The organism is Bacillus sp. TH25 (assembly GCF_016650935.1).
Lineage (GTDB): Bacteria > Bacillota > Bacilli > Bacillales > Bacillaceae_G > Bacillus_A > Bacillus_A mycoides.
Map to the genome: position 1 here is coordinate 555419 of NZ_JAEKEU010000009.1, position 15413 is coordinate 570831.

A 15413-nucleotide genomic window follows, 5' to 3' on the forward strand; every position below is an offset into this window, starting at 1 on the left:
GCGTAATATTAATATAATATTCAAATCCTTTCTATATAAAAGGAATATTTTTTGATTATTCTAAAAATTTAATTGAATTATCACACGAGAATGCCTTTTTGTCAATATGGTTTCAGCACCTATCGGAAAAATAGGCCTATCACATGTAAATACTCCTGTCTATTTAGCACTTGATTTTGTACATATAAAAAATACGTTATTCTTCTTATTAAAGAATAACGTATTTTTCTCATTTATTATTTTTTTATTGCCTTATACAGAAATTGCGCATATTGCTCACGTGTTACGAAATCATCCCCTAAAAAGTTCCCATTCCCGTCACCTTTTGATATATTGTTATCCACTAATGCTTTCACATATCCTTCTGCCCAATGACCTATTGGTACGTCTGTAAAGTTCTCCGAATTATTTTTATTTTCATTTAACTGAAATACTTTTTGTAATACTACTGACATCTCGTACCTAGTTAATACTCCTTCTGGACGAAACTTACCTGTACCATCTCCTTGCATAATTCCAGCTTGTGCAACTGTAGCAATATCTTGCTCAAACATATGCCCTTTCGTATCAGTAAACATCTCTTTCTGCTCTACTTTACTTTCTAATTTCAAGTACCTTTGTACTAAAGATGCAACTTGTCCACGAGTAATATTATCCCCAAATCCAAATTTACCATTTCCATATCCTTTAAAAATATCTTCTTTCGCTAAATAGTTAATTGCTGTCTCTGACCAATGTCCTTTCGGCACATCATTAAATTCTATTACCGCTTCTATTTTCTCGTCTTCTTTAGAAGTATTGTCCTCTTTACTTTCTACTACATTTTGAATAACAGATCCTGTGAAGAAGATTCCTGTATCTGCAAATGGGTCTTTCACACCAAATTCATATACTTTCTCACCTGGTGTACTCCACTTAACTACATCGTTACTATACGTACCATCTTCACCCTTCAAACGAATTTTTGTAGAGATTTTACCGTCTTTTTCATATATAGGTACTTTCACTTCTTTATTTACTTCTGTGTCCGCTAAAAAGACTTTTTGATTTTGAACATTAATGTAAGCTGTCTTACTTAGTTCCACAACTGGTCTCACATCGCGGATTTCATTTGCCACAAAACTTAGAAATACTAACTTTTTCAAATTGCTAACTGGTGTTAAGTCTGAAATATAATTTGCCTCTAAATCAAGCTTTTGTAAGTTTACTAGACTTGATAATGGAGTAATATCCTTTAACTCATTATTAGGTAAATCTAATTCTGTAAGCTGAGTCATTTTAGCAAGTGGTGTCACATCTTCAATTTGATTTTTCCCGATAAATAATTTATTTAATTGATTCATTTGATCAATACCCGATAAATCTTTAACCTTATTACGCGTTAATACTAAGTCCTTTAAAGGTAATGAATATAACGGTTTAATATCTTCAATTTGATTACCTGCTAAAGTTAAGTATGTTACATTTTTCAACGCGCTTAATGGAGCAACATTCGTAATTTTATTATTTGCTAAATTCAAGTAATCTAGTTGTTCCATTTTCGCTAATGCTGTTACATCTTCTATTTGGTTGCCTGATAGATATAAACTTTTTACATTTTTCATTTCAATTAGTGGTGCAACGTTTGTAATTTTATTATTACTCAAATCAAGAGATTCTAAATTATCCATCTTAACAAGTGGTGTTACATCTGAAAATTCATTACCACGCAAAGCTAAATGATTTAATTGCTTTAAATTCGCAAAGAACGACGGATCTGTTATCTTCGCATTCGCAACTGTTAAAGATTTTAAATTTGGCATATATTTTAATGCACTATAATCCAGAATCTCATTCGTGTTTAAAAACAAGTCCTTTACTTGTAATAACTCTTCTTTCGTAATTGGTGTATTTAAATCTTTTCTATTAAATACTTTTTTATTAACAAGTTCTCTTAATTTGTTATCTGTTATCATATTTTGATTATCAACTGGATTATCTGTTTCCGTATTGCCTGAATTAGAGTTATCATCTGGTTTCTCTGTATCTTTTTCGCCTACAGTTGTATCTTTAATTTCAAATTGAACTTGATATTTGTGATCATATCCAATAGCCGGAATAAATATATGCATTTGCATATTGTGCTTCTGCTCAAATTCCCCAATTTCAAATTGGACTACTTTCGTTCCATTTTTTCTTTTGTCTTCTGACAGAACTTTCACATCATGAAATACACCAGGTTGATTTCTATCTTCTATTCTAAGATATTGAAAATAATCGCTATCTTGTACGGTTACAGTAACAATTTTTTTCCCGTCTTCAATTGCTACTTTAGGATTTTTTATGTACTGAGAAACCATAGATGGCTCATCTTTTTGATCCTTATATATTTTAATCTCAGTATCATACGTGCGATCACTGGCTGCTGCTACCGACTGGTTTGCTTCAATTTTTATTGCTGCTAACGCTGGAGTAGAATACGCAGCAAATGGAATAGCTAATGTTGTTGCTACTACTAGAGCTTTAATATAACTTTTTTTCAAAATAATATCCCCTTATCTTATATATATTTTAATTGATAGGTATTATCAATTACTAACATAATAAATGATAATGAATCTCATTATCATTGTCAATAAGAATATTACATTAAGTTTATATTTCCATAGATAAAAAATAAAAAACCCTTTACTCAAAGGGCTTTTTTGCCTATCGTATGAAGGATTTCACTTTTTTCTTTTTCATTAATAACACCAATTTTTTGCAAAATGTTTGCATACAATACAAGTTTATTATATATCCGTTCCGACATACTTTCCCTTCTTTCCTTCGACCAACTTTTTTTGTATTGGTAAATTATATGAACGAGATAAGAAAATGTGTCCACTTTTTGCATAAATACAAATCTTTTTTTTACTTGCTGATAGTAAAACTCCCACCTAAAAATTAGGTGGGAGTCTAAATGTATTCAATTCATTTAGCAAACTGTCCATTGAATATTATTCTTTTTAACTTCTTCTTCAAAACTATATGGCATTTTCTTATCACAAATAACATGTTGAATACGAGAAAATCCTGCTATTCGGTAGTTCCCTTTTACGCCTATCTTTGTATGATCACATAAAATATACGTTTTCTCCGATAATTTAATCATCGCTTCTGACAGTTTCGCTTTTTCTAATTCAAAGCTGGAAACCCCAAAGCTAGGTAACAATCCATCAATCGAAACGAACGCTTTATGAAAATGAAATTGATGAATTACTTGCTGCGAAATAGACCCCGACACACGTGAATGTTTTGGAGATACTTTTCCACCAATAAATAAAACCTCACCGTGAAACATCTTTTTATTAATAGAAGATATTAATTGTGTCGCTACTGGAAAAGAGCTCGTAACAATCGTTAAATTTTTACGATGAACAAGATATGGCACCATTTGAAGTGGTGTACTTCCATCATCAATCGCAATAACATCTCCATCTTCCACAAACGTTGCTGCTTTATACCCAATTCTTTTCTTCTCTTCTATATGCAGCATCTCTCGTTCTAACATCGGTGCCTCTATCCCAGCTCCCGGAAGTTGAACGGCTCCACCGTACACTTTCTTCAATTTTTTTTCACGATCTAATTCTTCTAAATACCGACGAATCGTCTCTGTTGATACTGCGAACTCTCTCGCTAATTCTGAAACTTTTACTTTCCCTTTAAACTCTACCTTCTCAAGAATTGTCCTCTTTCTCTCTTCACCTACTACAGACATAGCCTCACCCCATTTATATCTACCTCATAAACTGTCTTACTTATACAAAGTTATAATTTTCTTTTTCAGTGAAAATCTCTTCATGAATATAAATACCTCGCTTTTCTAGTTCGTCAAAAATAATTTGTGGATTTTCGAAAGCTTCTTCAGGAGTAATAACACCGGCCTTATTAACTACTCCTTTTGCAATTAACTCTGTAGCGATTCCAAATGGGATACCAACATTTCTTGTATAGGCCCTTAATTTCTCCCAACCTACTACAGAACCGTCAGATAGCGGATGTGTATGGTATAACACATGCCTTTGTTTTTGATTATTTTTCATACCTACTACTTCTACATGAAGTGCATAACCATAAAGCTCTGTTGCTTGTCCTTCTTTCGATTTTAATAGATACTTCGAAATACAATCCATAATACCAATTTCTTTACCGTTTATTTCAATTTGATCATTACGTAATATACCATAATCATATAAAGCACGAACGAGCTGCATATTTTGCTCTGGCCAAGTTCCTCTTGTTTCAATAAGCTGTACACCTTTATCTTCCAGTGCCTTCGCTAACGTAATCGTTTCTGAATGCGGGATTATATACTGCATTGTTTTTCCGTAAGGTGCTGGTAATTCAATTTCTCTCGGGCGCGCAAACGGAGGTACTTGCTTAAATTCACCTTCCTCATACACTGTGCGCGTCGGCAAATGTGGATCATATTCATATGTCGTTGTCTCTGTAATTGATGCAGAAAAAGCAATTGGACGATACGAGCCATGACTTACTCGAACTGACTCTACAGTATCTAACTGATTTGCTGCATACATGGCCATCATTTGCGTTACACCTGGTGTCATACCAAATCCAGGTAAACATGTTGTTCCATGTTGGACAAATTTAGAGTGGGACTCATTTTCTTCACCAAATCCATTTAAGTTCACACCGTGACAGCCGGCATCTGCGATACAACGAGTAGACAATCCATTTAACTTTATCGTCGTACCATCCATTACAATGTCATAGCCTTTCATTTTTGCGACCGTATCCTCATGATTCGTCACATCGACTTTCACAAAATCAACACGAGGATCATTTAACCACTCTACTACTTTTCGGCCCTCTTCTTCGTTAAAATCGGCTACCGTAATCGTCTCAAAAGATGAAAATTGAACTAAATCTAAAATTGCTTCACGACAAATTTTACCTGCTCCACCTAAACAAAATACTTTCATCCTATAACAACTCCTTTAGCAATACTATCAACTAAACGTTTTATATCTTCTTCATGTACATCACCGATATTTCCAATGCGGAACGTATCTACTTTCGAAATTTTGCCTGGATAAATAACAAATCCATATCGCTTCAATTCGTTATACAGCTGCAAAAATTCAAATCCTGCTTCTGGATAAATGAAAGATGTAATAATAGGAGATTGATATTTTTCATCTACCAATGGCTTAAAGCCTATTTCTTTCATTTTGTTCACTAATAATTTTTGATTATTATAATATCTATTATAACGGGCTCTTACCCCGCCTTCTTCTTCTAATTCAAGCAATGCTTGATAGAAGGCGCGTACAATATGGGTTGGTGAAGTAAAGCGCCATTTCCCATTTTGCTCTTCCATCGTTTCCCACTGATCATATAAATCTAATGATAAAGAACGAGCTTGCCCTTTACATTTCAATAGTTCATCACGATTTGCGATGACAAAACCGAATCCGGGAACACCTTGAATACATTTATTCGCACTACTAATTAGAAAGTCAATTTGCAACTCAGCGATATCTATTTCAATACCACCGAAACTACTCATTGCGTCAACCAGTGTAACTTTTCCATATTGTTTTCCCAATTTACATACGTCTACAATTGGATTAATAATACCTGTAGTTGTTTCACAATGAACAACTACAATATGCGTAATCTCTTTATCTTGTTGCAATAACTTTTCTACTTCTGCAATATTAGTAGGCTCCCACTCTTCTGTTTGACTGACCATCACATCTATATGTAACATCTCTGCCATTTGTACAATCCGCTTACCGTACGCACCATTTGTACAAACTAGCAGCTTTCCGTTTCTAGGAATAACAGAACCAATTACTGCTTCAACCGCAAACGTACCGCTTCCTTGCATTAAAACTGTTGTGTACTTTTCTTCTTCCTTTGTCGCTAACGATACAAGCCTATTTCTTACATCTTGCACCATCGTGTTATATTCAACATCCCACGTACACCAATCGTATAACATAACTTCTTTTACAGTTTTTGTTGTCGTTAATGGTCCTGGTGTTAATAATAAATAGTGATTTTCATTCATGATCGTGTGCCCCCCTTTATGAAATAATAAGTTCTTGTTTCTCGATATGTTCAATTACGTTTTCGAGCTCCTGCATCGTTTCAATTGTAAAATGAGCCCCATTTTCAATGAAACGATTACGAACTACTTCTATTTTTTCACGAAGCTCTAACGGATCCATATTCTCAACTTCCTCTTCCGTTAAACCGAGCTCACTACTACCGAGGATTACACCAACTGTCCACATTCCAGCATTTCTGCCCTCTTTCATATCTGACACGGTGTCTCCAACTTTTATCATATGATTCATTGGGTATACACGGAGTTCCATCGCATTTTTATAACACATCCACGGATATGGACGACCTGCTGGAACATCATTTGGCGTCACAAGAAAATCAGGTTTATACCCTTGTATTTCTGCTTCTTTTGCAACAATGTCCATCATTTCTCTCGTATAACCAGTTGTTGACCCAACTTTAATACCTCTTTCACGTAATGAAGCAACCACTTCTTTTACCCCATCAATTGGCGTGGCATAGCTTGGCAAAATAGCGAAGAGAATTTCTTCAAATTCTTCATACATCTCATGAATGTCTGCTTCTGTTGGTAATTGTCCGAAGACACGCTTCCACTCATTCGCAATACGAGGCATTTCTGTTAGTGCCCTTACATGATCTATTTTTAATAATCCCATTGGCTTACGTGCTTCTTCTACTGTAATTTCAACACCGCGTTTATGAAAAATCTTCATGAATACTTCTAATGGTGCAAAACATCCGTAATCAACTGTCGTACCTGCCCAATCAAAAATAACTGCTTCAATTTTCATTCTATCCATCACCCTTCTTACTTATCTTTTTTGCCATTGTGAAGTTCGGTTACGAAGTGCTTTCGTTCCCCATTCGTATAAAACTCTTACTACAATATTGGTAACAACAATAAGTACACTCATCGCAGCTGCTGGTGCTACATTTCCTGCATCATCCATATTTACAATTGATACAGCAGCTAGTTTAAAATCAGCCGCATATAAGAACACTACTGCCGATACAGTCACCATTGAATTTACGAAATAGTACATAACCATTTCTAAAATAGCTGGTAAACACATCGGTACTGTTACTCGAAAGAAAGTTTTATAAAACGGTACGCTCATCGACTGTGAAACAAGTTCAAACTCTCGGTCCAGTTTCTTTAAAGCAGTCGTTGCGGTAACAAACGTTACCGAGTAAAAATGAATGATATTTACTAATACTAAAACAGCAATTGTGCCATATAAGGAATGAAACGGATTTGTTACTGAAAGTCCTAGAATTTGAATTGTTGGTTGACTGAAGAAAAAGACATATCCTAATCCAAGTACTAATCCAGGAATCGCTAACGGTACAATAGAGAAAAAGTAGCCTACTTTTCTAAAAAACTGTAGCTGTTCTATTTTTTCAATCGCATAAGCGAACACAAATGTTAAAATCGCCCCGATAACTGCCGTAATAGCTGAGACAATTACACTATTTTTAAATGCTTCAATTCCGTCTCCTGTCAAACTTGAAAAATTAAAATGCTCAAGTGTAAAACTCATATTATATGGCCATACTTTCACACTTGCAGCAATACCAACTGCCACAAATAAAAGAATGATCATAAACGTGACTACGCTACAATATACGAATGAAATAACATCTCTTTTCTTATTATTTATTATTCTGTAAGGTACTGCTTTTGAAGATAAGAGATTCGCCTGTTTTCTTTGCGTAATACGATCAACTGCAAATGCGAAAATAGCTGGGATCAATAAAATCATTCCGACAGTTGCGCCCATGGACATATTTTGCTGTCCAATTACTTGCTTATATACGTCAGTAGCAAGTACGTTATATTGTCCTCCAACAATTTTAGGTGCCCCAAAATCAGTGAAACTAAGTGTAAATACAACGAACATCGCACTAATTAATCCGTATTTCACACTAGGTAAAGTAACCGTAAGAAACTGTTTCACTTTACTTGCACCCAACATATTAGAAGCTTCATATAAACGATAATCAGAACCTTGGAGAGCAATTAATAAAATAAGGAATGCTTGCGGAAATGTATACATAACTTCAGCCATTACAATTCCTACTGGTCCGTATAACGGTATTTGTATTCCTTCAAATAAACCAAACATCCCTTTTGTTATTAACCCTTGATTACCAAATAAATATGTAAGCGCAATACCGTGCATCATCGTTGGTGCAAATAATGGTAATAATGCTATGTATTGAAATACGCGCTTTCCAAAAACATTTGCACGAGCGATCGCATATGCGTAAGCGAAAGCGAGTGTAACCGAAATAATTGTTGTAGCGCCCGAAATCCATATCGTATTTTGTAGTGATTGAACTAGCGTTGGTGTTGTGAAATATTTACTGAAATTCGCAACACCAACAAAAGCTCCATCTTTATCATAAAAGGCTTGTGTAAACAGTTGTAATAAAGGCAATACAAGCATGATAAAAAATGAAAGAAGCATACCAATAATTAATAGTCTTTGTATCCACTCTTCTTTACCGATACGTCTCTTAATCTTTTTTTTTGTACTTTCTGCCTTAAAGTTTTCTAACATCTCCATCTATACAATGACCTTCTTTCCATATGACAACATATGATTTTCTGAGAAAGAGATTTGAATTGGCTTTCCTTTTCTAATAGCAGTTTCCTCTACTTCTGATGCCAATATATCCACTACAATTTTCTCATTATAAAGGTGTGTTTTCTCTTCTATGACCCGCACTTCCGTCCGGTATACAGAACCGCGAAATTCCATGCTTTCTACAACTGTTTTAATACCATTATTTTGTACAACTGTTACATGTTCAGGACGAATCGCATGTTCTTCGTTATTTTTCGAAAAGAAATTAATAGAACCAATAAAATCTGCCACAAACGGATTGGCTGGTCTTTGATAAATCTCCTCTGGTGTTCCAATCTGCATAATTTCCGCATGATTCATTACAACAATTTTATCAGCCATCGTTAATGCCTCTTCTTGATCATGCGTTACCATAATAGTTGTTACTCCCACTTTTTCTTGCAAATCACGCATTTCTCTGCGCAACTTTTCACGCACTTTTGCATCTAAAGCAGATAACGGCTCATCAAGTAACAAAATATCGGGAGACAGAGCGAGCGCACGTGCAAGTGCTACTCGCTGCTGTTGTCCACCAGACATTTGAGCAGGATATTTATCTTTTACATTCAGCAAATCAACAAGTTCTAACGCCGATAGCGCTTTTTCTTTTACTTCTGCTTTTCCATATTTTTTTGTTTTTAAGCCGTATTCAATGTTTTCAAGTGCAGTTAAATTCGGAAATAGTGCATACGATTGAAAAACCATTCCGAAGTTCCTCTTTCCAGGTGGTAATGCTGTAATATCTTTTCCATTCACAGCAATACTACCTGTTGTTGCCTCTTCTAGCCCCGCTAAAATTCGGAGCAATGTCGTTTTCCCACAACCACTTGGGCCTAATAAACAAACAAACTCATTTTTTTTCACAGTAAAAGAAATATCCTTTAACGCTGTAAATGCATCAAACTGTTTTTGGATGTGTTGAATTGATAAATATTCGCTCATTTTTCTCTCTCCCACTCACTTACTTTTTCGGTTCTGCTTTTTGGCCAAACTCTTTTTCCCATTTTTCTAAAATTTTGTCACGATTTTCTGCTGCCCATTTAAAGTCATTCTTTTTATATAACTTTTCTGTCACATCTTTAGGGAATCCATCTGGAAGTTTATAATCATTTTTAATTGTCGCAAATCCATTTTTCTCGAAGTATAACTTCATTACATCATCTGTAATTGCCCAATCTAAAAATGCTTGCGCTAATTTATCATTTTTAGCATTATCTTTCTTAATAAGTGCGTTCGCTTCTACTTCCCAGCCTAATCCTTCTTTCGGCAGTACAACTTCAACTGGTGCACCTTTTTGTTTCTCTTTCAAAGCACTATAAACCATTGATACACCAACTGGATATTCACCTGCGCCTGCTAATTTCGCTGGTTTTGAACCTGAATGAGTATAAGTTGCCATATTATCATGAAGTTTCTTCATGTAATCCCAGCCCTTATCTTCTCCCATAATTTGTAGCCATGCAGAAACTGTTAAAAATCCTGTTCCAGAAGAAGCCGGATGCGGCATAACTAGCGTTCCTTTATATTCTGGTTTCGTTAAATCTTCATATGATTCTGGCATCGGTAAATTTTTTTTCTTCAATTCTTCTTTATTTACAGCAATCCCCGTCATAAATGCAGTATTTCCTACCCATTTTTCTGGTTTCTTATCGTCTTTAAATTGCGGAAGGACACGATCTGCTCCTTTTGGAGAGTATCCTTTTAACATATCTTTTTTATCTAAAGCTAATAGACTAGACGCTGCAGTTCCCCATACAACATCTGCTTGTGTATTTTTTCCTTCAGCTAGTAATTTCGCTGTAATAACTCCTGTTGAATCACGAACAATGTTCAACTTCACGTCTGGGTACTTCTGTTTAAAAGAATCAAGATAAATCGGTACAAGCTCTTCTTCAATCGCTGTGTAAACAGTTAATGATCCAGATAATTTATCATCTTTTACTTTTGCTCCAGCACTTTCTTCTTTCTTTGCACCACACCCCATTAATAACGAAAATACCATTCCAGTTGCTACAGCTTTAAAGATTGTTTTTTTCACTGTCTCTCTCTCCTTTTACAAATCTTATGTACAACTCTAATATAAACAACTAGTGTAAAAGCAGTATTAAACCAACATTAATCTTTTGTTTGTTGTTTGTTTTTGTGTAATACGTTGCTACTTCTATGTTTTTTCGCATTTTTCTGCTAATATCAAACGTGAAATTTACAAATAATTTAAAAAACCTTTATAATCCCACAAAAAAATGAGGCGTTTGTAAAAAACGCCTCATTTTTGTTTACCTTTTTTTGAATTACGATTTGCATACTTCGCACTATTTTCTCCTTCATACTCTAATGCAAATTCTGCATCTGGTAAGCTTTCTTTCGGAGTTTTATTATTATTAATTGCTGCATTTTGTTTTACTTTTCTTTTTACCAACATATTCACCTGCTCTCACGAAATAACTTTCTATTCTAGTTTGAAACAACTTACAGTAATTATTACTGGGAAGTGTTAACAAGTACATAAGAGCTTATAGATGGAAATACTACATACGAACAAGCCATTACAAAAAGGAGCGATTACTTTGAAAGAAAAAGAAACGATACAATCGCCAATTTTAGACGAGACGCTCCCTCATCAAATGAACTTTCCTTCTTTTAAAGGCACAGGCAAAAAGATGCAACAACCTTTTATAAATCAATATGATGTTGTAATTGGAGACAGTAAATACGATTCCACTAACAGTCCTCTTAATAATTGGAGTGATGAGGTAGATCCTGCCATTATGGCTGGGGAAGAATGGATCCATCCTACAAATGATATCGGATGGATTGCAGAAGAGAATCAAGAATTACTTAAAAACGAAGTTGATAATAAAAATGATGCTTTTATGCATCCCCAATTCGGAATTAACGACTAAAAAAACCATTCTACCTAACTCAGGTAGAATGGTTTCATACTATCCAATAATAATCCGCTCTTTCGGGTACTTATAGCGAGCTGGTTGCTCTCTTCCACCACTAGCTAAAATAAATGTCAAAATACCGACACGTCCGATAAACATAAGTACAATAAGTACAAGTTTACCAACAGTTGTTAAATCAGGAGTAACACCTGTTGATAGTCCCGTCGTTCCGAAAGCAGAACAAACTTCAACGATTAAGCTCATAAGCGGTACATTTTCCGTAATAGATAAAATGAATAGCGCTGAGGCACATAATAAAATCCCCATCGTCATAACGACAGATGCTTTCAACACGTCCTCTTCATGTAGCTGACGTTTGAAAACTCGGACTGTTCTCCCGCCTCTTGCAAATGTATATAACGATAATATACTAACTGCAAATGTTGTTGTACGTATTCCGCCCCCAACTGAACTTGGAGATGCCCCAATGAACATTAATATACTCATAAATAAAAGCGTTGGTTGTGATAATTCACGTATGTCCATTGTAGCGAGTCCTCCACTTCGCGTCGTCACAGATTGGAATAATGTATAAAATACAGTTTCATGCCATGACTTTCCTACTAAAAAATGATTTCGTTCTAATAGAAAAATCATAATTGTTCCAACAATAACGAGTACAAAAAATGTCGTTGTCGTCAATTTTGTAAATAACGAAAAGCGAAATAGTTGTTGTCGCCTTTTACTAAGGAATTGTTTTACTTCCATTAACACTGGGAAACCGATAGCTCCTAAAATAATAAGCAACATATGAATCATTTGAACAATATAATCTTTTTTGTACGGAATAAGTGATTGTCCTGTTAAATCAAATCCTCCGTTCGTTGTTGCGCTCACAGCGGCAAAGAAACCGTGAAAATAAGCTTCTTGCCAAGTCGGGAAATATAGTAAGAACCTTGTACCTAACAGTATTGCTCCAATGAGTTCTATCGAAATAATTACAATTAAAATAGAACGCATCAATTCTACAAGGCCCGATAAATTCCCTTGGTTATGGTCTGCCATAATTAATCTTCTTCTTTGCAAACCAATCTTTTTCCCCGTTATAATCCAGACGAATGTACCAAGCGCCATAATTCCTAATCCGCCTAATTGTAAAATAAGGGCTAAAACAATAATTCCTGCCGTTGTAAACGTATCTGAAATCGTAACAACAGACAGTCCTGTAACACTTACCGCACTAACAGATGTAAATAGTGCATCGATAAATGTCCATTTCACTTCAGGCTTCGTAACAAATGGTAAACTAAGCAAAATTACCGATACGACTACTGCTAGTAAATAAAATACAACGATAAGTTGTACGGGACGTAACTTTTGTAAAAACTTTTTTATATCTCTCATTCCATCACTTCGCTACCTTTTTTCTATCGATTAAATAAAGAAAAATCATCACTTTCTTCATTTGTAAATAACTGCTGAAATAGTTTCGCAAATACCATTCCGTATACAGTTCCATTTCCCCCATACGGCAGTGCGTAATATAAATTAGGTATTTTTTTATCTTCTTTTAAAATAGGAAGACCGTCATGACTGCCACCAAATGCTGCTGCCCAATAGTACTCTGCCCGTATATTTTTATACTGCGGGAACATTTCTTTTACAATGTTAATAAGAAGATCACGCTTATGCAATAATTTCGTATCGCCGATTTTTTGAATTTTCAGCGCCTCATCTAATCCGCCTATAACAATGCGGTTTTGATACGTTCGACTATACAAATACGGACGTGCTGTTTCCCAAATTAACGATTGCTCATGCCAGCCTTCAAAATAATCTATCTTATTTGTCACAACGGCATAAGACGTTTCTACTGTTGTATTTTTTTCTTTCTTTCCAAAAATTGCTTCATAACCTGTCGCCATAATAATATTCTTTGCTACTATTTTATTTCCTGTATTCGTGTAACAAATTAAATCATTTTGGATTTGTTTAATATGTAATGCCTCTGTATGTTCGTATATAGTAGCGCCCATTTGTTTCGCTTTATGCAAAAGACTATGCGCTAATAAATACGGATTCACTTCTGCATCACCGCTTGTATATAACGCTGCTTGTTTTGCAAATGAATAACGTTTCTTAATATCAGACTCTGTAAAATATTCAACCGGAAATCCATAATGGCGTAACGTATTATATTCTTCTTGTAAAAATGAAACATCCTCATCTCTACTTGCATAATACAAACTATTTCGCGGAATAAAATGGGGATCAATATCGAGAGTTGGCACAACCTTCTCCATTGTTTGCAGCGCTTCATAACAAAGTCTATATGCTCGTACCCCTTTCTCTTCACCAAATGTATGAATAAGAGAGGTTAACGATTTATCATGAACAAATTGTAATAATCCTGTATTTGCAGCTGTGCTACCACATGCAATTGCTCTTTTTTCAATGAGCATAACACGCATTCCAATTTTAGCTAACGAATACGCTATATGAGCACCCGCTTCTCCACTTCCAATTACGAGCACATCACATATCATATCATTTTCTAACGTTGGATAACAAGGTACAGAAACTCCAGAATTCCAAAACACCTTACCAGTCATAAGCTTCATAATTATACTCCTACCATGTAATTTTCTCCTTTCTATGTTTCGTCATTTTCCATAAAAAAATCCAACTAACATACGCTAGTTGGATTTCTTCTCTTTAATTAGAACGCTCTTCAAGCCAATTTCCAACCGTCGGATATGTTTGCTTTACAGCCGTTCCACCATACACAATAGACATATGTCCTGTCGGTAAACATACATACTCTTTATCTGTGCTAGAAATATGATCAAGTAAAGCTTCTACTTGACATGGCAGAGCGATATGATCACGCTTCGCAGAAATATTTAAGACATTCGCCTTAATATTTGCAAGGTCTACCTTTTGTCCGCGAATAACGAGTTCACCCTTCACTAATTTATTATTTTGATAAAAATCACGAATCCATTGTCTATACGATTCACCTGGGAACGGAATACCATCGCCTACCCACTTTTGAACTAATTTCCAACTTTCGACGAAGCGCTCATTTTCTGAACGATCGACTAAAGCAACATATGGACCGACAAAGTTTGTAATTGGTTTTAACATCTTATTTCCGAAATCAATCATTTCTGGTGGGATATTTCCAAATGTATCAACCGCTTTATCTAAATTGAAATATTTCTCATCTAATAAAGGACCGTATAACCCTGTTTCAGAGAAATCAAAAGGACTTGTCATAAAAATCAAGTTTCGAATTGGCATGTCCGGATGAAGCGCTGCATAAATAGATGTTAACGTTCCACCCATGCAATAACCAAGTAAAGAAATCTCGTCCGATTTTGCAGTTCTCATTACTTTTTTCACTGCTTTTGCAATATAATCGAACACGAAATCATCAAATTTCAAATGACTATCTTCTAAACCAAATGTGCCCCAATCAAGCATATACACATCAAAACCACGATCTACTAAATATTCCACTAAACTATTACCTGGAGTTAAATCCATAATATACGGTTTATTAATAAGAGCGTATATTAATAAGATTGGAACTCTCTGTGTTTTTTCTTGTTTTGGAATGTAACGATAAAGCTTCGTTTTATTCTTCGTCCAAATAACCTCTTTCGGTGTTAAACCAACTTGTGGTTCTGGTTCGCGTAATAAAACTTCGCTCGCTCTTTTCACACGGCGATATGCTTTACGATATTCTTCTGGGTACAACTCCAATTGCTTTTCCCATTCCGTTACGAATGTAGTCATTTTTTCTATCTCCTTT

At 35.0% G+C, this 15413-nt stretch carries 13 protein-coding genes; 1 reads left to right on the forward strand and 12 read right to left on the reverse strand.

Features of this window, described 5'->3' with window-relative positions:
* Nucleotides 1-236: 236 nt before the first annotated feature.
* From JFT89_RS07425 to JFT89_RS07465, 9 genes are all read right to left on the reverse strand, one after another.
* On the reverse strand, nucleotides 237-2522 hold the full coding sequence (locus tag JFT89_RS07425) for an NEAT domain-containing leucine-rich repeat protein (RefSeq protein ID WP_201039708.1): 2286 nt from the start codon (nucleotides 2520-2522) through the stop codon (nucleotides 237-239).
* 434 nt (nucleotides 2523-2956) lie between these two features.
* On the reverse strand, nucleotides 2957-3739 hold the full coding sequence (locus JFT89_RS07430) for a DeoR/GlpR family DNA-binding transcription regulator (protein ID WP_002064374.1): 783 nt from the start codon (nucleotides 3737-3739) through the stop codon (nucleotides 2957-2959).
* A 40-nt stretch (nucleotides 3740-3779) separates the two neighbouring features.
* Nucleotides 3780-4964: a saccharopine dehydrogenase family protein gene (locus JFT89_RS07435; protein ID WP_016094504.1), complete on the reverse strand. Its 1185-nt coding sequence runs from the start codon at nucleotides 4962-4964 to the stop codon at nucleotides 3780-3782.
* Complete coding sequence (gene phnW / locus JFT89_RS07440; RefSeq protein ID WP_002064372.1) at nucleotides 4961-6058, reverse strand: 2-aminoethylphosphonate--pyruvate transaminase; 1098 nt, start codon at nucleotides 6056-6058, stop codon at nucleotides 4961-4963. Before phnW ends, JFT89_RS07435 begins: the two co-directional genes overlap by 4 nt.
* A gap of 16 nt (nucleotides 6059-6074) precedes the next feature.
* Entirely contained in the window at nucleotides 6075-6869 is a 795-nt protein-coding gene (phnX, locus tag JFT89_RS07445) for a phosphonoacetaldehyde hydrolase (RefSeq protein ID WP_002166111.1), read from the reverse strand.
* A 21-nt stretch (nucleotides 6870-6890) separates the two neighbouring features.
* Nucleotides 6891-8648, reverse strand: a complete 1758-nt coding sequence (locus tag JFT89_RS07450; RefSeq protein ID WP_201039709.1) for a putative 2-aminoethylphosphonate ABC transporter permease subunit — start codon at nucleotides 8646-8648, stop codon at nucleotides 6891-6893.
* Complete coding sequence (locus JFT89_RS07455; protein WP_002086828.1) at nucleotides 8649-9650, reverse strand: putative 2-aminoethylphosphonate ABC transporter ATP-binding protein; 1002 nt, start codon at nucleotides 9648-9650, stop codon at nucleotides 8649-8651. It lies immediately after the preceding gene.
* A gap of 19 nt (nucleotides 9651-9669) precedes the next feature.
* Nucleotides 9670-10746, reverse strand: a complete 1077-nt coding sequence (locus JFT89_RS07460) for a putative 2-aminoethylphosphonate ABC transporter substrate-binding protein (RefSeq protein WP_002011564.1) — start codon at nucleotides 10744-10746, stop codon at nucleotides 9670-9672.
* A gap of 228 nt (nucleotides 10747-10974) precedes the next feature.
* Nucleotides 10975-11130 carry a hypothetical protein gene (locus JFT89_RS07465; RefSeq protein ID WP_002011566.1) on the reverse strand — a complete coding sequence of 52 codons (156 nt, stop codon included), beginning with the start codon at nucleotides 11128-11130 and terminating at the stop codon, nucleotides 10975-10977.
* A 97-nt stretch (nucleotides 11131-11227) separates the two neighbouring features.
* Here JFT89_RS07465 and JFT89_RS07470 point away from each other — a divergent pair, with 97 nt between their 5' ends.
* The gene (locus JFT89_RS07470) at nucleotides 11228-11611 is read left to right on the forward strand and encodes a DUF3905 domain-containing protein (protein ID WP_002011568.1); all 384 of its coding nucleotides are present in this window, start codon (nucleotides 11228-11230) and stop codon (nucleotides 11609-11611) included.
* 39 nt (nucleotides 11612-11650) lie between these two features.
* Here the strand turns inward: JFT89_RS07470 and JFT89_RS07475 are convergent, their stop codons facing one another.
* The 3 genes from JFT89_RS07475 to phaC form a co-directional block, all read right to left on the reverse strand.
* Nucleotides 11651-13000, reverse strand: a complete 1350-nt coding sequence (locus JFT89_RS07475; protein WP_002011570.1) for a TrkH family potassium uptake protein — start codon at nucleotides 12998-13000, stop codon at nucleotides 11651-11653.
* 23 nt (nucleotides 13001-13023) lie between these two features.
* Nucleotides 13024-14217 (reverse strand): NAD(P)/FAD-dependent oxidoreductase, encoded by a 1194-nt coding sequence (locus JFT89_RS07480; RefSeq protein WP_016094506.1) that lies wholly within the window; start codon nucleotides 14215-14217, stop codon nucleotides 13024-13026.
* A gap of 94 nt (nucleotides 14218-14311) precedes the next feature.
* A complete protein-coding gene (phaC, locus tag JFT89_RS07485) occupies nucleotides 14312-15397 on the reverse strand; it encodes a class III poly(R)-hydroxyalkanoic acid synthase subunit PhaC (RefSeq protein WP_002011573.1) in 1086 nt (361 codons plus the stop codon).
* Nucleotides 15398-15413: the final 16 nt, after the last annotated feature.

What these genes read in the sequence shown, in the direction of transcription:
- JFT89_RS07455 (WP_002086828.1), bottom strand. Translation starts at nt 9,650, where the DNA reads ATGAGCGAATATTTATCAATTCAACACATCCAAAAACAGTTTGATGCA.
- phnX (WP_002166111.1), bottom strand. Translation starts at nt 6,869, where the DNA reads ATGAAAATTGAAGCAGTTATTTTTGATTGGGCAGGTACGACAGTTGAT.
- JFT89_RS07435 (WP_016094504.1), bottom strand. Translation starts at nt 4,964, where the DNA reads ATGAAAGTATTTTGTTTAGGTGGAGCAGGTAAAATTTGTCGTGAAGCA.
- JFT89_RS07475 (WP_002011570.1), bottom strand. Translation starts at nt 13,000, where the DNA reads ATGAGAGATATAAAAAAGTTTTTACAAAAGTTACGTCCCGTACAACTT.
- JFT89_RS07465 (WP_002011566.1), bottom strand. Translation starts at nt 11,130, where the DNA reads ATGTTGGTAAAAAGAAAAGTAAAACAAAATGCAGCAATTAATAATAAT.
- JFT89_RS07430 (WP_002064374.1), bottom strand. Translation starts at nt 3,739, where the DNA reads ATGTCTGTAGTAGGTGAAGAGAGAAAGAGGACAATTCTTGAGAAGGTA.
- JFT89_RS07470 (WP_002011568.1), top strand. Translation starts at nt 11,228, where the DNA reads ATGGAAATACTACATACGAACAAGCCATTACAAAAAGGAGCGATTACT.
- JFT89_RS07450 (WP_201039709.1), bottom strand. Translation starts at nt 8,648, where the DNA reads ATGGAGATGTTAGAAAACTTTAAGGCAGAAAGTACAAAAAAAAAGATT.
- JFT89_RS07480 (WP_016094506.1), bottom strand. Translation starts at nt 14,217, where the DNA reads ATGAAGCTTATGACTGGTAAGGTGTTTTGGAATTCTGGAGTTTCTGTA.
- phaC (WP_002011573.1), bottom strand. Translation starts at nt 15,397, where the DNA reads ATGACTACATTCGTAACGGAATGGGAAAAGCAATTGGAGTTGTACCCA.
- phnW (WP_002064372.1), bottom strand. Translation starts at nt 6,058, where the DNA reads ATGAATGAAAATCACTATTTATTATTAACACCAGGACCATTAACGACA.